This window comes from Pseudoalteromonas sp. SG45-5 (assembly GCF_014164085.1).
GTDB lineage: Bacteria > Pseudomonadota > Gammaproteobacteria > Enterobacterales > Alteromonadaceae > Pseudoalteromonas > Pseudoalteromonas aliena.
Genome location: NZ_JACJEM010000010.1, coordinates 27,494 through 42,177 on the forward strand (window position 1 = coordinate 27,494; position 14,684 = coordinate 42,177).

General features: G+C 39.9%; 13 protein-coding genes. 10 read left to right on the top strand and 3 right to left on the bottom strand.

From position 1 onward, the window contains the following. Positions 1-39: 39 nt before the first annotated feature. The 4 genes from H5119_RS04600 to speB all read left to right on the top strand — a co-directional run bounded on the left by H5119_RS04600 (position 40) and on the right by speB (position 4,039). Positions 40-372: a YnfA family protein gene (locus H5119_RS04600; RefSeq protein WP_182701370.1), complete on the top strand. Its 333-nt coding sequence runs from the start codon at positions 40-42 to the stop codon at positions 370-372. Between the two features lie 59 nt (positions 373-431). Next, on the top strand, positions 432-923 hold the full coding sequence (locus tag H5119_RS04605) for a hypothetical protein (RefSeq protein WP_182701371.1): 492 nt from the start codon (positions 432-434) through the stop codon (positions 921-923). A 275-nt stretch (positions 924-1,198) separates the two neighbouring features. Next, the gene (gene speA, locus H5119_RS04610; RefSeq protein ID WP_077538350.1) at positions 1,199-3,112 is read left to right on the top strand and encodes a biosynthetic arginine decarboxylase; all 1,914 of its coding nucleotides are present in this window, start codon (positions 1,199-1,201) and stop codon (positions 3,110-3,112) included. 3 nt (positions 3,113-3,115) lie between these two features. Next, positions 3,116-4,039, top strand: a complete 924-nt coding sequence (speB, locus tag H5119_RS04615) for an agmatinase (protein ID WP_182701372.1) — start codon at positions 3,116-3,118, stop codon at positions 4,037-4,039. Positions 4,040-4,103: 64 nt separating this feature from the next. Here the strand turns inward: speB and H5119_RS04620 are convergent, their stop codons facing one another. The 3 genes from H5119_RS04620 to H5119_RS04630 are packed head-to-tail and all read right to left on the bottom strand — an operon-like array spanning position 4,104 to position 6,519. Then, positions 4,104-4,355 (bottom strand): hypothetical protein, encoded by a 252-nt coding sequence (locus tag H5119_RS04620; protein ID WP_259398938.1) that lies wholly within the window; start codon positions 4,353-4,355, stop codon positions 4,104-4,106. 35 nt (positions 4,356-4,390) lie between these two features. Then, on the bottom strand, positions 4,391-5,431 hold the full coding sequence (locus tag H5119_RS04625; protein ID WP_182701374.1) for a M48 family metallopeptidase: 1,041 nt from the start codon (positions 5,429-5,431) through the stop codon (positions 4,391-4,393). Next, positions 5,431-6,519, bottom strand: a complete 1,089-nt coding sequence (locus H5119_RS04630; protein WP_182701375.1) for a YjgN family protein — start codon at positions 6,517-6,519, stop codon at positions 5,431-5,433. Before H5119_RS04630 ends, H5119_RS04625 begins: the two co-directional genes overlap by 1 nt. Before the next feature lie 174 nt (positions 6,520-6,693). Between H5119_RS04630 and H5119_RS04635 the strand changes: the two genes are divergently transcribed. The 6 genes from H5119_RS04635 (at position 6,694) to H5119_RS04660 (ending at position 14,681) form a co-directional block, all read left to right on the top strand. Then, positions 6,694-7,425: an RNA methyltransferase gene (locus H5119_RS04635; RefSeq protein ID WP_182701376.1), complete on the top strand. Its 732-nt coding sequence runs from the start codon at positions 6,694-6,696 to the stop codon at positions 7,423-7,425. Between the two features lie 67 nt (positions 7,426-7,492). Beyond that, on the top strand, positions 7,493-10,894 hold the full coding sequence (locus H5119_RS04640; protein ID WP_182701377.1) for a chromosome segregation SMC family protein: 3,402 nt from the start codon (positions 7,493-7,495) through the stop codon (positions 10,892-10,894). A gap of 74 nt (positions 10,895-10,968) precedes the next feature. Beyond that, on the top strand, positions 10,969-11,736 hold the full coding sequence (zipA, locus tag H5119_RS04645; RefSeq protein WP_182701378.1) for a cell division protein ZipA: 768 nt from the start codon (positions 10,969-10,971) through the stop codon (positions 11,734-11,736). 80 nt (positions 11,737-11,816) lie between these two features. Continuing rightward, positions 11,817-13,835: an NAD-dependent DNA ligase LigA gene (ligA, locus tag H5119_RS04650; RefSeq protein WP_182701379.1), complete on the top strand. Its 2,019-nt coding sequence runs from the start codon at positions 11,817-11,819 to the stop codon at positions 13,833-13,835. Continuing rightward, entirely contained in the window at positions 13,828-14,172 is a 345-nt protein-coding gene (locus H5119_RS04655; RefSeq protein WP_182701380.1) for a DUF3392 family protein, read from the top strand. Before ligA ends, H5119_RS04655 begins: the two co-directional genes overlap by 8 nt. Continuing rightward, positions 14,169-14,681: a DUF2919 domain-containing protein gene (locus H5119_RS04660; RefSeq protein WP_138585826.1), complete on the top strand. Its 513-nt coding sequence runs from the start codon at positions 14,169-14,171 to the stop codon at positions 14,679-14,681. The genes H5119_RS04655 and H5119_RS04660 overlap by 4 nt, the downstream gene beginning before the upstream one ends. Positions 14,682-14,684: the final 3 nt, after the last annotated feature.

The following is a 14,684-nucleotide window of genomic DNA, read 5'->3' on the forward strand; positions in this document are numbered from 1 at the left end:
CATATGGGTTGTTATGCTTTTATTTTAGCGCGGAGCATTATGTTTGAATTAAAAATAATCGTACTTTTTACAATTACTGCCTTAGCAGAAATAGTAGGTTGCTATTTGCCTTATCTGTGGCTTAAGCAAGATAAAAGCATTTTACTTTTAATTCCTGCTGCTTTAAGTCTTGCACTGTTTGCATGGTTGCTATCTTTACATCCTACTGCCGCAGGGCGGGTGTATGCAGCTTATGGCGGCGTGTATATTTGCGTTGCGCTATTATGGTTATGGGTTGTTGATGGCGTAAAGCTAACTATGTGGGATATTATCGGTGGTTTAGTTGCACTGCTTGGTATGGCAATAATTATGTTCGCACCCAAAAACGCGTAGTTAGCTTATACTCACTAAATAGAACACGCCTATTTTTTGAGTAAATGATGAATGTTATTATGAAAAATAGTAAAGAGGTGCTTTTAATCTTATACCTTAAAATGATACAGCTAGTTGCCTGCAGTGATAAAGCCCTAGTCCAAACATCTTCAGCCAAAGCCTTTTGGTGGTCAACGTTATCGCCCAATATAGTTATTAGTAATAATGAATTTTACGTAAAGCCCTGCGAGTCAATTACCCGTGTTATTAACCAAAATGGCGTAAAAACGGCAAATATTATCCTAAAAGTCCCACCTCGATTATTTACAAACTGCCAGTATAATAGAACTAATCAGCTTCAGTACGATGGACAATACCTAACGTTTAATATGTGCCGAACGGCTATGGGTGCTGGTGGGTGCAATACTGAGCGTTTTAGAAGTACAGATTTTATTCATTTTGAAGAATATATAGGTATCACTTGGCTAAACAGTGAGCAATATGAAGCGTGGAGAATAGTTGGTTCTAAATCATCAAAAGCAGACTCTATTACCAAAGTAACCCAAGGTTGATTTTACCTAATCGAGTTGCACATTTTTACTAATAAAATTCACCGTCGACTGTATTTAAAATGACTCCTCTAGTAAATTTTTTTCATCTCGAATAGTTATCTACACCTTATTTTATCTGTGCTAGCGAGCTGAACGCTATTGATTGTTTTTTTAATATTAAAAATTACTCGTTACGAGTAAAAATACTTGTTGGACTTAAATCCCTATTTTTCTTTTAATGCGCGCAATCAGCCGATACTCACTATTGGCATTCATCAAATAAAAGAGAAAGATAAATGAAAGAAACAACATCACTAGAACAAGCTCGTACGAGCTACAATGTTCGTCATTGGAGCCAAGGTTTTTTTGGTATTAATGATCAAGGTGATGTGTATGTGGCGCCCAAGGCTCATGCCCCAGAGCAAACCATTGCATTAACAGATATCGCAAAGCAACTACAAGATAAAGGTTTAAGCTTACCTGCTTTAGTTCGTTTTCCGCAGATTTTACACCATCGTGTACACAGCTTATGCGGCGCATTTAATACTGCGATTGAAAACTATGGTTACCCTAAAGACTACTTATTAGTTTATCCAATAAAAGTAAATCAACAACGTGAAGTGGTTGAAGAAATAGTAGCAAGCCAAGCACAAGTAGAAAAAAAGCAACTTGGTTTAGAAGCAGGCAGCAAGCCTGAACTACTAACTGTATTAGCATTGGCTGAAAAAACCAGCGCCGTTATTGTATGTAATGGCTACAAAGACAAAGAATACGTGCGTTTAGCACTGATTGGCGAAAAGCTAGGTCATAAAGTATATATCGTACTTGAAAAGCTCTCTGAGCTAGACATGGTACTTAGCCAAGCAAAAGAGCTTAACGTAAAACCACGCATTGGTATTCGCGTACGTTTAGCGTCGCAAGGCAAAGGTAAATGGCAAGCGAGTGGCGGTGAAAAATCAAAATTTGGTTTATCTGCATCGCAAGTTTTGCATGTAGTTAATCGTTTAAAAGACGCAAACCAGCTTGATTTACTCCAGCTAGTACATTTTCACTTAGGGTCGCAAATGGCGAATATTCGTGACGTACGTTTAGGTGTAAGCGAAGCTGCGCGTTTTTACTGTGAGTTACGCAAATTAGGCGCAGAAATTGATTGCCTTGATGTAGGTGGCGGTTTGGCTGTTGATTACGACGGCACACGTAGCCAGTCGCATAACTCTATGAATTACAGCTTAGCTGAATATGCAAATAACATTGTGTACACCATTGGTGATACATGTAAGCAATATGAGCAACCAATGCCGACTATTATTTCTGAGTCGGGTCGTGCGCTTACAGCGCATCATGCTGTGCTTATTTCCAATGTTATTGGTACTGAAAGCTATACGCCAGAAGAGTTAGTAGCGCCAGCGGCAGATGCACCACTTTTATTAAAAAATATGTGGGCATCGTTTGTACAGTTAACTGATTTAACGGATGACCGTGCATTAATTGAAATTTATCACGACAGCCAAGGTGACTTAGCTGAAGCGCATAACCAATTTGCACTCGGTTTACTTGATTTATCGCAGCGTGCATGGGCTGAGCAAATTAATATTCGTATTTGTTATGAACTTAACAAGCACATGGATAATAAAAACCGTTTTCATCGTCCTATTATTGACGAGTTAAACGTACGTTTAGCCGATAAGTTTTTTGTAAACTTCTCGTTATTTCAATCGCTTCCAGATGCATGGGGCATTGATCAAGTGTTTCCGGTACTGCCATTAAGTGGCTTAACTGAAGCACCAAAAAAACGTGCTGTATTACTTGATATAACCTGTGACTCAGACGGTGCACTTGAGCATTACGTAGATGGACAAGGTATTGAAAGCACATTACCTGTACCAGAGTTTAGTGCTGACAAACCTTATTTAATGGGTTTTTTCTTGGTGGGTGCTTATCAAGAAATTTTAGGTGATATGCATAACTTGTTTGGCGATACGCACAGCGCCATTGTTAATATGGATGAGCAAGGCGTTGCAAGTATTACCGAAATAAACCAAGGTGACACTGTTGCCGATATGATGCGCTATGTACATTTAGATGTTGAAAGTTTTCAGCAATCATACGAACAGTTAGTGTCTGCAAAGATAGAAAAAAATGAACAGCAAAGCGTTTTAGACGAGTTGCAAAGCGGCCTAGACGGCTACACTTATTTAGAAGAGTTATAAGCAATGTCAACTTTGTTTGGTCACGCAGATCACTCATTGTACTCAAATGGGATGACGTTTTTACGTCGTCCTATGGTGCAAAACATTAGTGCAATTGATGCAGACGTAGTGGTTTTAGGCTTACCGTTTGACTTAGCAACATCGGGTCGCCCAGGTGCACGCTTAGGCCCTGATGCAATTCGTCGTGCATCGGTTCATTTAGCATGGGAAGACACTAAATACCCGTGGACGTTTCCGTTGTTTGAGCGCTTAAAAGTGGCCGATGCAGGGGACTTTACTTACCCTGTTGGCGACCCTGAGTATTTTACTGCGCAATTAGAAATGGCTGCTGAGCAAATACTTCGTCAAGGTAAAACGCTATTAGGTTTAGGGGGGGATCACTTTGTGACGCTTCCGCTATTACGTGCACATGCAAAAATACATGGCAAAATGGCGTTAGTGCATTTTGATGCGCACACCGATACCTACAGCAATGGCTCGCGATTTGATCATGGCACTATGTTTTATCATGCACCAATGGAAGGGCTTATAGATGTTGAGCACAGTATCCAAATAGGTATTCGTACCGACTTTGATCAAAGCAAACATGAGTTTGCTGTGATTGATGCAATGCAAGCCAACGATTTACATGCAAATGATATTGCAGCGCAAATACTTGAACAAGTAGGTGACCTACCTGTTTACTTAACGTTTGATATAGATTGTTTAGACCCTGCGTTTGCGCCTGGTACAGGCACTCCTGTGTGCGGTGGTTTAACGTCAGATAAAGTACTTAAAGTACTGCGTGCGCTAAAAGGCATAAACATGGTAGGTATGGATGTGGTTGAAGTATCCCCGTCGTACGACCAAAGTGAGCTTACCGCCATTGCCGCTGCAACGATTGCCAGTGAATTACTGCATTTGTGGGCACTTAAGCATAAATATTAATATGTGTTAATGCAGTTTAAAAAGCGCCAATTTGGCGCTTTTTTTGTATGAAAATAAAAGACTATTAAAACTGCATATTGTGCTTTTTAGCATAAATAAAAAACACCGGAATTTCGATTACGACGTAAGTTAAAAAAGTAAACCAAAACCAATTAACTTCAAATATTAACCAGCTAAATTGCACGCCTGAGTTGTAATAAAGAGTAGATGTAATTAATAGCGTAATGCCTGTTGCAAATAAATCTTGCACCGATACTTTTTTAAAGCTGCTGCCTGCAAAGCGCGGATAAATAAATCCGTAGCCAAGCGTTATCATAATGATAACCAATAAGAGCAAATTTAGTTCAGGGGTCATTGTGGTTTATATTGCCTCGCATATTCTATTCGCTCTTGAGAACTTGGGTGCGTTGATAAATACTTTAACCAAGTATTATCATAGCTCCCTTCTTGTGCTTTTAAATTATTTTCCAGTGCTTCAATTGCATCAGCAAAATCGTGGTTAGAATATCCTAATTTTAAAAGATTTTTAATAGCATATTCATCGGCCTCTTGTTCCATATCTCGTGAAAACGCTTGTTGTAAAAAAGATGAACCAGAGCCAAGCACGACCTCTAATATCCCTTCTAAATCACCAAAAATAACTGCAAAGACAACGGTGCTCGCTGCAGCTTGTGCTGCAAGGCGAATGCTGTGATGGTGCTGAACATGACCAATTTCATGAAGTAAAATAGCACGCAGGGCATCAGGTTCATTCTTTAATAGCTCAACAAGTTCGTCAGTCACAACAACCCGCCCATTAGGAAGAGCAAACGCATTAGCTGAAAAATAATCAGACTGATAAAAAGAGAGTCTAAACTTTGCACTGTCTAAATTGAGCGAGTTAAGCATTAAACGCCATTGCTGCTGTATTTCTGTTTGCTTTTTAGCAGCAAGTTGAGATGGCTCTAATGCGACTTTTTCTATCACACTGAGCGTGTGCTCACCCATCGTTTCAATTGTCGAGGTAGGTGCTAAGTTAACGCTATAAACGGCTACTGATGGTATTAAGCGGTATAAAATTAACCAAAGCGATAGGGGAATTAGCAGCACGGATGCAACAATAAGAATCTTATTTTTTTCTAAGCGTTCACTGAGTCCATGCTCTTTAAGCGCGAATGGCCACCTAAATTCTACATCTTGAGGAATAAATCGCCCACCATCAACAAAATTTAACTCTGACGCCATGCCAGGTAACGGGCTATCAAGTTGGCAATCGTCTAGAGTTGATGCAAGTAACGTCATATTCTCAGAGTCAACAAGCGTTATTTGCTCATGGGAAAGGTGTGCATAGCTTTTAATATGTTGGCTGCTATTAGGGTAATAATAACAGCCAAAAATAGGATAATTACTCATTAGGTGAGTGAAATATCAATATCAAACACATTGGCAGCTTCTTCAGCAAATGATGACTGCTCATTTTGTGCAACATCAATCAACGAAAGTGCGCCGCTATAAATAGTGACTTCAGTAACCGATGCTAACAGCTTTGCTCTGCGTACTTTAGCCCAAGGGTAGGCAAGTCCTAAGGTAAATATAATTGCCAGTACATTGGTAAATAGTAAGATGGCATAGTCAATGGCTTTTAAGTTCGAATCAAAGGTAGCGACTTCTGTAAATTCACTGTTATTAAAAATATGATTTCTAATAAGCGAATGATAAACAGCGCCTACCAGTGTTAAAAACGCAACATACAACGTAGCAATTAATAGCGGCACTACAATTGTCGAAAGGCTAAAGTTTTGTGTGTTTAAGTTATCGATAGTTAAGGCACTTGCACCAGCAAAGAAGCCAAAAATAACTAAGCCACCTATTGCAACTCCTAGGGTAATAAGTGCTGCGATGTAATAGCGTTCGCCCTGAAGATTTACTGTAAGTGGTTTATTTCCATAGCTTATATTTTCATGCATATATTGATCAATTCGCTTTAATACATACGGCAGTAATAGGTGTAATGTGAATACACTTGCAATAGGCAATAAAACAAAGTTAATAAATGCATCGCCGTAATTACCTGAAAAGGCAAAGCGTACATTACGATGGCGGGTCATACGCATGTTAAAGCGCAAACCTTGGTTAATGATCCAAGGCAATAAAAATAAAAAGCCAATAGCAAATAAAAGGCCTATCGCCGGTGCGAGGCTGCTAAGTAAGGTGTAAATTAAAAATGCGATGACCGCTAAAATGCGTCCTTTTAAAATTTGTATCGGGGTCGCTAGATAGTCAAAGCTATGGCCGTCGATACGCGTATGACCGTAAAAATAACGGTAGGTGCGCACTTTTGCCCATGCAGAGTAAATTCCGAGAGTAATAATACTAAGTAGTATATTAACACTCCATATACCAAAAAATTCGCCGGCTTTGCCGTTAAATTGTACTTTACCACTAAAAATAGCGGAGGGTGTTTGGCTTGAGTCAGGTGAAGTTGGGTGTACTGGTTCCATTTTAAAAATATATCCATGTTGTTTTTTGTAAATTTACCTTTTTTAGATAAAAAAAACAATCTTTATAATTAGCTAGCTGATTGTAAGTAGGCTATTTTTATTGCTTTTAATGTTTATAGGGCTGCACTTTAAGTCACCTCTGGTATACTGTGCAGATAATTTAATGGGGCTGTCATGATTTCAAAAAACCAACTTAAACTTATTCGCCAGCTTGGCCAAAAAAAGTATCGCAAGCAATTTAATCAATACCTCGTACAAGGCGAAAAAAACGTACAGGAGTTATTAAATAGTCCATTAAAAGTAAACGATATATTTGCAACGCAAAGCTTTATTGATAATAACCAAAGCGCATACCCTCATACGCATTTTATTGCAGCAGATGAAGAGCAGCTAACAAAGGCCAGTACTTTGGTAAGTAATAATGCGGCTATTGCAATTGTTGATATGCCAAGCACCGCATTACCAGATGAAAACAGTTTAATATTAGCCTTAGATGGAGTATCTGATCCTGGTAATTTAGGTACCATCATTCGCGTGGCTGATTGGTACGGTATAAAACATATTGTTGCCAGTACTGACAGTGCCGACCCGTATAACCCAAAAACAATTAGCGCCACAATGGGGTCTTTCGTACGTGTATCGGTAAGCCAAGTTGATTTACCCAGCTATTTAACATCTTTAAACGTACCAATTTATGGTGCATTTTTAGAGGGTGAGAATGTCCATCATTGTCAGTTTGCAGGAAAAGGGGTGTTATTAATGGGCAGCGAGTCACATGGCATACGTCAGCACTGTTCCGCGCTTGTTAGTAATAAAATCACCATCCCCGCTTTTGGTGGTGCAGAATCGCTTAATGTTGCAATGGCAACCGGTATTATTTTAGATAATTTTAAACGACAAGCTTAACAATTTAACTGTTTATGAGTTAAATTGTTTGTAATCAATAACAATAATAATTGGTAATAACAACAAGATGCGCTTAAGCACTATTAAATTAGCGGGCTTTAAATCGTTTGTAGAGCCCACTAAAATTCCATTTCCTGATCAAATGACGTGTGTTGTAGGCCCTAATGGCTGTGGCAAATCAAACGTTATTGACGCAGTGCGATGGGTGCTTGGTGAAAGCTCTGCTAAAAACCTGCGTGGCGATGCCATGACCGACGTTATTTTTAATGGTTCCACTAATCGTAAAGCTATATCGCAAGCCTCTGTAGAGCTGGTTTTTGATAACCATAGTGGTAGTCCTTCAAATACATTTGCCGATCGAAACCAAATAGCGATTAAGCGTTTAGTAACGCGTGATGGAGAGTCACTGTACTTTTTAAATGGCAGTAAATGTCGTAAACGTGATATTACCGATATATTTTTAGGTACTGGCCTTGGTCCGCGTAGTTACGCGATTATTGAACAAGGTATGATCTCGCGTTTAATAGAAAGTAAACCACAAGAGCTGCGCGTATTTTTAGAAGAAGCTGCCGGTGTATCAAAATACAAAGAGCGCCGCCGCGAAACACAAACTCGTATTAAAAGCACCCGCGAAAATCTTGAACGTCTGTTAGATGTGCGAAAAGAGCTGCAAAGTCAGTTAGATAAATTGGCTGTGCAGTCGGTTGATGCAAAAAAATACCGCGAGTTAAAAGCGCAAGAACGTATATTAAAAGGGCAAATAGCGGTTTTAAAATGGCAAAAGTTACACCAGCTGCAACTTGAAAAAAGCGCCCTAATTAATAAACTTAATGATCAAATTTTGTTTTTTGAAACAGCTCATTCAGGGCATGACGATGTACTTGCAAGCTTAGAAGGGCAAGTACAAACCCAGCAAGATAAATTAAGCGATGCCCAGCATCAACAACATGTAATACACACCGAGCTTACTCGCGCTGAGCAACAACAAATAAACGTAAAACAACAAACTCAAACGCTTAAGCAAAATTTAATTAAATTACAGCAACGCCAAACACATAGCCTTGAAGTTAAAGTGCAGCAGCAAATTGTGTGCGAGCAACTAAATGAAATCCTGCAAGAGGCAAGTGAAAATGCCTTAATGTGCGAAGAGCAAGTTAACGAGTTAACGCTTGAGCTTAAAGAGTTATTAGCACTTAAGCAGCAGTACAGTACTCATTGGCAAGCTTTGAGTGAGCAACAGCAGCAGCTTAATACTAATGCGCAACTGCATAGTGGTCATATCAAACAAACTCAACAGCAAATAAGCCACGTTAACGAGCAAATTAATCAGCTAAAGGATCAGCTTAGCGAGCTACAAAGTAGTGATGTAGAGCAACAATTAACGCAGCAAATACAGCAAAGACAAATATTAACTCAACAGCTTGCCGCAAAACAAACTGCGCATACACAGTGTAGCGCTAAACTTGAATTACAAAACACACATGTTAACGACACACAAAAGCAGCACTCTTTGCTCACTCAAAAAGCAAACGAGCTAAAAGCAAGTATAACAGGGCTTAAAAGTACTCTCGGACTCGATGAAGAAACTGAACGTACTAACGGATTGTTTAATCAGCTAAGTGTTAAAGAAGGCTTTGAGCCTTTAATAGAGCAAGCACTTAAATCGCTAGAGCATTTAAATGTAAGTGAGCAGCAAACTAGCAACAGCGTGTGGGCAAGTCATGATGATCACATGCCAACAAATAGCTTAGCGGTATTTATAACAAGCGGCGTGTATCCAGATCATTTAACGCGTATTGCTTATAACGAAAACGGTGATTTAACAATATTAAATGATAGCTTTTATACAGCCGTTATGGATAAAAACGGTGCGTTACATGGTCGTAATTGGCATGTAAGCGCCGATCGTAATGCTGACAACTCATTGCTTTTAAAGCATAAGCAGTTACAAGATAAAACTCAGCAGTTAATTGATGTCGAGGACGAGCTACATCACGTCACGCTCACTCTTGATAAATATACACTCGCGCAAGCGCAATTAATTAACGAGCAAAGTGAGCTAAAAGAAGCCATACATGAGCTTGCGCAAAATAGTGCCGTCGTCAGTACGCGCACTGACATGCTTAAACAGCAAGTAGCGCAGCATCTGCAACAGTTAGAAAAGTTACAGCAGCAAAAGCAGCAATTAATAACTCAGCTTTTGCAATTAAATACTGTGCTTGGCGAGCAAAACAAACTACATGAAGTATTAAATGAGCAGCAACTCAATTTAAAAAAGGAGGTAGACGCTGCAAATAGCCTACATTCACAAAGCGATAAAAATTATAGCCAAGCATTAAACATGCTCGAGCAATATAAAACGCAAGCACACAATGCAACGCTTGCCCTGCAAAAATCGCGCAGTGAATGGCAATTGAGTCAAACTAAATTGAGCCATGCAGAGCAAGAGCACGTTAGTGCTTCTGAAGGCGCACAAGAACTACTTAATGAAATAGAAGAGTTGCTGATCCCAGAGCAAGAATTGAGTGATAAAATAGCCCTGCTTTTGGGGCAGCATCAAAAAGGTGAGCGGGTTTTTGTATCACTGCAAAAAGAATTGGCTCAAGCGAAGGAAAGTTTAAACACCAAGCAAGCGAGCCTTAAAAATTCACAAGGTGAGCTGGTGGGCTTGCAACAGCAGCATCAAAAGTTAGCGATTGAAGAGCAAAGTTTACTGATAAAAGCACAAGTGGCGCTTGAGCCATTAGAAGAATTAAAACAAAGCTTAAAAGCGATACTTGATGAGTTACCAGATTCGCTAAGTTTAAGCGCTGCACAAAATCAGTTAACCGGATTTACTAATCAGTTGGATAAATTAGGTGCGGTAAATTTAGCGGCAATAGAAGAGTTCGATTTAGCTAAAGCGCGAAGTGATTATCTTGATAATCAATTAGATGATTTAACAAAAGCGTTAAGCACGCTTGAAGGTGCTATTGGTAAAATTGATAGAGAGACCAAAACGCGCTTTAAAGAGACCTTTGATCAGGTTAATGACGATTTTGCTGAACTATTTCCTAAAGTTTTTGGTGGTGGCAGTGCGTATTTAACATTAACCAGTGATGATTTACTCGAAAGTGGTGTTAGTATAATGGCGCGACCGCCAGGTAAGAAAAATTCAACAATTCATTTGTTAAGTGGTGGAGAAAAAGCGCTGACCGCATTATCATTAGTGTTTTCTATATTCAGGCTCAATCCAGCGCCATTTTGTATGCTGGACGAAGTAGATGCACCATTGGATGATGCTAACGTTGTTCGCTTTTGCCGTTTGGTTGAAGAAATGTCACAATCAGTGCAGTTTATTTATATTAGCCATAATAAAATTGCGATGGAAATGGCAGGTAGATTAACGGGTGTAACTATGGCAGAACCTGGCGTATCGCGGATGGTTGCTGTAGATATAGAACAAGCTGTGCAACTTGCACATGCATAAATTTTTATAACACGTGTATTAGTTTTTAATTAATATACAGGTTTTAGGCATATCAAATAATAAAAGGTGAGGGGATGGCCGAACAATTAAGATGGGTTTTAATCGTTATCAGTGTAATTGTCATTGGTGGTTTGTTAGTGCATGGTTTGTGGTCGGTTAGAAAAAAAGATCGCCCTGAAGCGTCAAATAACGAACGGGTTGAACCATTACAAGAAAGTGCACCAGCGTCATCGCATACTTCTCGTCCTGAGGCTGAGCCAAAGGAGCCTGTGATAGAAGAACGTGACGAACCTCAATTTGGTGAGCTTAACTTTGCTGCAGATGAGCCGCAAATTGATACAAGTGTGCCAGAAGTGCCGATTGAAGATGACCTAGAAATAGTCGATGACCTAGAAACAAAAGAGCAAAGCGATGAAAAATCGTCAGCTCAAATGTCTGACTTTGTTATTGTGCATATTCAAATGCCAGAAGGGCTTAGCATGCAGGGCAGTAAATTATTGCCAGCCGTTAACACGTTAGGGTTTAAATACTCAGAGGAAGGCTTTTTTAATCGCCATCTCGATCCCGCAGGACAAGGCCATGTGTTATTTAGATTAGTAAATATGTACAACCCAGGTACGTTTGATATTGATAATATGGAACAGTTTAGTACCGCAGGGGTTAGCTTATTTATGACATTGCCGTGCGACGGTGATGGCTTAGCGGCATTTAATATGTTGCACAGTGCAGCTAAAAAGTTAGCGGATGAGTTTGGTGCGCAAATTTTAGATGCAGAACGTGAAGAAATGACCGTAGAGCGCATCAGGCAGTATGTTGAACAGGTTCGTTCTTTTTCAGCGTAAATAGCGCATATATTATATTTTTGTAAGCCACTGGATGATGACTCATCAAAGTGGCTTTTTTTATGTTTATTGAGGTTTAAATGTCTAGCAGCATTAGTGAGCAAGTTAATCATCTTCGTACTATTTTAGAGCAACACAATTACAATTATTATGTGCTCGACACCCCCAGTATTCCTGATTCTGAGTATGATAGGTTGTTACGCGAACTAAGTGCATTGGAAACCGAGCACCCAGAATTTTTAACTGCCGACTCGCCCACACAAAAAGTAGGCGGTGCAGCACTGAGTAAATTTGAGCAAGTCGCGCACCAAGTACCTATGTTATCGCTTGATAACGCCTTTAGTGAAGAAGAGTTTATTGCGTTCAATCGCCGTATAAAAGAGCGTTTAATGAGCGCTGATGAGCTTACTTTTTGTTGTGAGCCAAAACTCGATGGTTTGGCTGTTTCAATTATTTATCGCGATGGTGTGCTGGTGCAGGCCGCGACCCGAGGCGATGGTTTTACTGGCGAAAACATTACTCAAAATGTTAAAACCATTCGTAATGTACCACTTAAGTTACGTGGCGATTACCCAAAAGAGCTTGAAGTGCGCGGTGAAGTATTTATGGACAGCGCTGGCTTTGATAAATTGAATATTGAAGCGCAAAAACGCGGTGAAAAAGTATTTGTTAACCCACGTAATGCAGCTGCTGGTAGTTTACGTCAACTCGATTCTAAAATTACCGCTAAACGCCCACTCATGTTTTATGCCTACAGCACAGGGCTTGTTGCTGATGGCAGCATTCCTGAGGATCATTATCAGCAATTAGAAAAGCTAACTGATTGGGGACTACCTTTGTGCCCAGAAACAAAATTAGTGGAAGGTCCAAATGCCGCGCTTGCGTATTACAGCGATATTTTAACGCGCCGTGGTGAGCTTAAATATGAAATAGATGGCGTAGTAATAAAAATAAATCAAAAGGCCTTACAAGAGCGGTTAGGTTTTGTAGCGCGTGCTCCGCGTTGGGCTATTGCGTATAAGTTTCCGGCGCAAGAGGAAATAACTCAATTACTTGATGTTGATTTTCAAGTCGGGCGCACAGGGGCAATTACGCCCGTTGCACGTTTAGAGCCTGTTTTTGTCGGCGGTGTAACCGTATCAAATGCAACATTGCATAACAGTGATGAAATTGCGCGTTTAGGCGTGAAAGTAGGTGATACAGTTATTATTCGCCGTGCTGGAGATGTAATCCCACAAATAACGCAAGTGGTGCTTGAAAACCGCCCTGATGACGCGAGAGATATTGAGTTTCCAGTGACGTGTCCAATTTGCGATTCGCATGTTGAAAAGGTTGAAGGCGAAGCTGTAGCCCGTTGTACGGGTGGACTTGTATGTCCTGCACAGCGTAAGCAAGCGATTAAGCATTTTGCATCACGAAAAGCACTAGATATAGATGGTCTTGGCGATAAAATTGTTGATCAGCTGGTAGATAGAGAACTTATAAAAACACCTGCGGATTTGTTTATTTTAAAGCAAGGGCATTTTGAGTCGCTTGAACGTATGGGACCTAAGTCAGCTAAAAACTTAGTAACAGCACTTGAAGAGGCTAAAGGCACTACGCTTGCTAAGTTTTTATATTCTCTGGGTATTCGTGAGGCGGGCGAGGCGACGGCACAAAATTTGGCTAATCACTTTTTAACCCTTGAAAATATAATAAATGCCAGCATTGACAATCTAACGCAAGTAAGTGATGTAGGTGAAATCGTCGCAGCGCATGTGCGTGGTTTTTTTGATGAAGAGCATAATTTAGCGGTAGTAAACGCACTTATAGAGCAAGGTGTAAATTGGCCTGCACTAAGTGCGCCGTCTGAAGACGAACAGCCACTTGCAGGGCTTATATACGTCCTTACTGGCACGCTTAATACACTTAACCGTAATGATGCAAAAGCACGTTTGCAACAACTTGGCGCTAAGGTGTCAGGTAGTGTTTCGGCTAAAACGGATGCGTTAGTCGCTGGCGAAAAAGCAGGCTCTAAATTAACTAAAGCACAAGATTTAGGGATAGAAATTCTAACGGAAGACGATCTAATAACGCTTTTGGAAAAATATAATGGATAGTATTTTACATTTTTTGAACACACTACAACTAGACACAGGGCAATGGCTGCTTGGTTACGTAAATAATATCGCAATGTTATTAACGGTGTGTTTAGTGTCGTTATATGCCAATGACGTGATCAAGCTAACAAAAAGCACAGTTACCAGGTATAACTTTGTGATTAGAGTTTTGTGCTTTGTATTAATTACCGCTTTTGGCTTTGGTTTTATCGTTGTATGGTTAAGCCCTTTAATAGCCAAAGGGTTGTTATTCTTTGGAAAAAAATGGCTGACTGTGACACTCATCGTTGCATTTTTTATTCTTGGCACGATTGCAGATAAAAAGAATCAACTATGAGCCGATATGGACCCGAATACTGGGATAAGTATGGGAGTTACCGTACTCCTATTGCATTTCATTTGAGTTTGCTGGTGCTCTTACGCGGCTATTTCATTTGGGTTATTGCGGCTTTAAGCCGCAGGCCTGAACTGGATTTAATGTCGTTATTTTTTAAAAATAAAAATGATTTTTTTATCGCAATAACGATTGGTAGTATTGCAATAATACCGACTATTTTATTTTGTTTACGGCGGCCGCGAGACTCACACAGTGCGAGCGACAGGTTAGCCAAAATTTGGCAGCATATGCGCTGGCCTCTTATTTTATGTGCTGTTGTTGATTTAACATGGTTAAGTATTCAAGCCGCACATAGTCATTATCGATTTTCATTATTTTTAGCAGTACAAATGATGATTGTTTTATGGGTGCTGTGGTATTTAGTTAAGAGCCGTTATTTAACCGTTTTTTTTAACGATTGGCCTGAGCCAACAGAAAAAGCAGCCGAAGAGAAAAAGTTACTTAAATAGGAC

Coding starts and splice junctions, on each gene's coding strand:
- H5119_RS04600 (WP_182701370.1), top strand. CDS start 40: ATGTTTGAATTAAAAATAATCGTACTTTTTACAATTACTGCCTTAGCA.
- H5119_RS04605 (WP_182701371.1), top strand. CDS start 432: ATGAAAAATAGTAAAGAGGTGCTTTTAATCTTATACCTTAAAATGATA.
- speA (WP_077538350.1), top strand. CDS start 1,199: ATGAAAGAAACAACATCACTAGAACAAGCTCGTACGAGCTACAATGTT.
- speB (WP_182701372.1), top strand. CDS start 3,116: ATGTCAACTTTGTTTGGTCACGCAGATCACTCATTGTACTCAAATGGG.
- H5119_RS04620 (WP_259398938.1), bottom strand. CDS start 4,355: ATGATAACGCTTGGCTACGGATTTATTTATCCGCGCTTTGCAGGCAGC.
- H5119_RS04625 (WP_182701374.1), bottom strand. CDS start 5,431: ATGAGTAATTATCCTATTTTTGGCTGTTATTATTACCCTAATAGCAGC.
- H5119_RS04630 (WP_182701375.1), bottom strand. CDS start 6,519: ATGGAACCAGTACACCCAACTTCACCTGACTCAAGCCAAACACCCTCC.
- H5119_RS04635 (WP_182701376.1), top strand. CDS start 6,694: ATGATTTCAAAAAACCAACTTAAACTTATTCGCCAGCTTGGCCAAAAA.
- H5119_RS04640 (WP_182701377.1), top strand. CDS start 7,493: ATGCGCTTAAGCACTATTAAATTAGCGGGCTTTAAATCGTTTGTAGAG.
- zipA (WP_182701378.1), top strand. CDS start 10,969: ATGGCCGAACAATTAAGATGGGTTTTAATCGTTATCAGTGTAATTGTC.
- ligA (WP_182701379.1), top strand. CDS start 11,817: ATGTCTAGCAGCATTAGTGAGCAAGTTAATCATCTTCGTACTATTTTA.
- H5119_RS04655 (WP_182701380.1), top strand. CDS start 13,828: ATGGATAGTATTTTACATTTTTTGAACACACTACAACTAGACACAGGG.
- H5119_RS04660 (WP_138585826.1), top strand. CDS start 14,169: ATGAGCCGATATGGACCCGAATACTGGGATAAGTATGGGAGTTACCGT.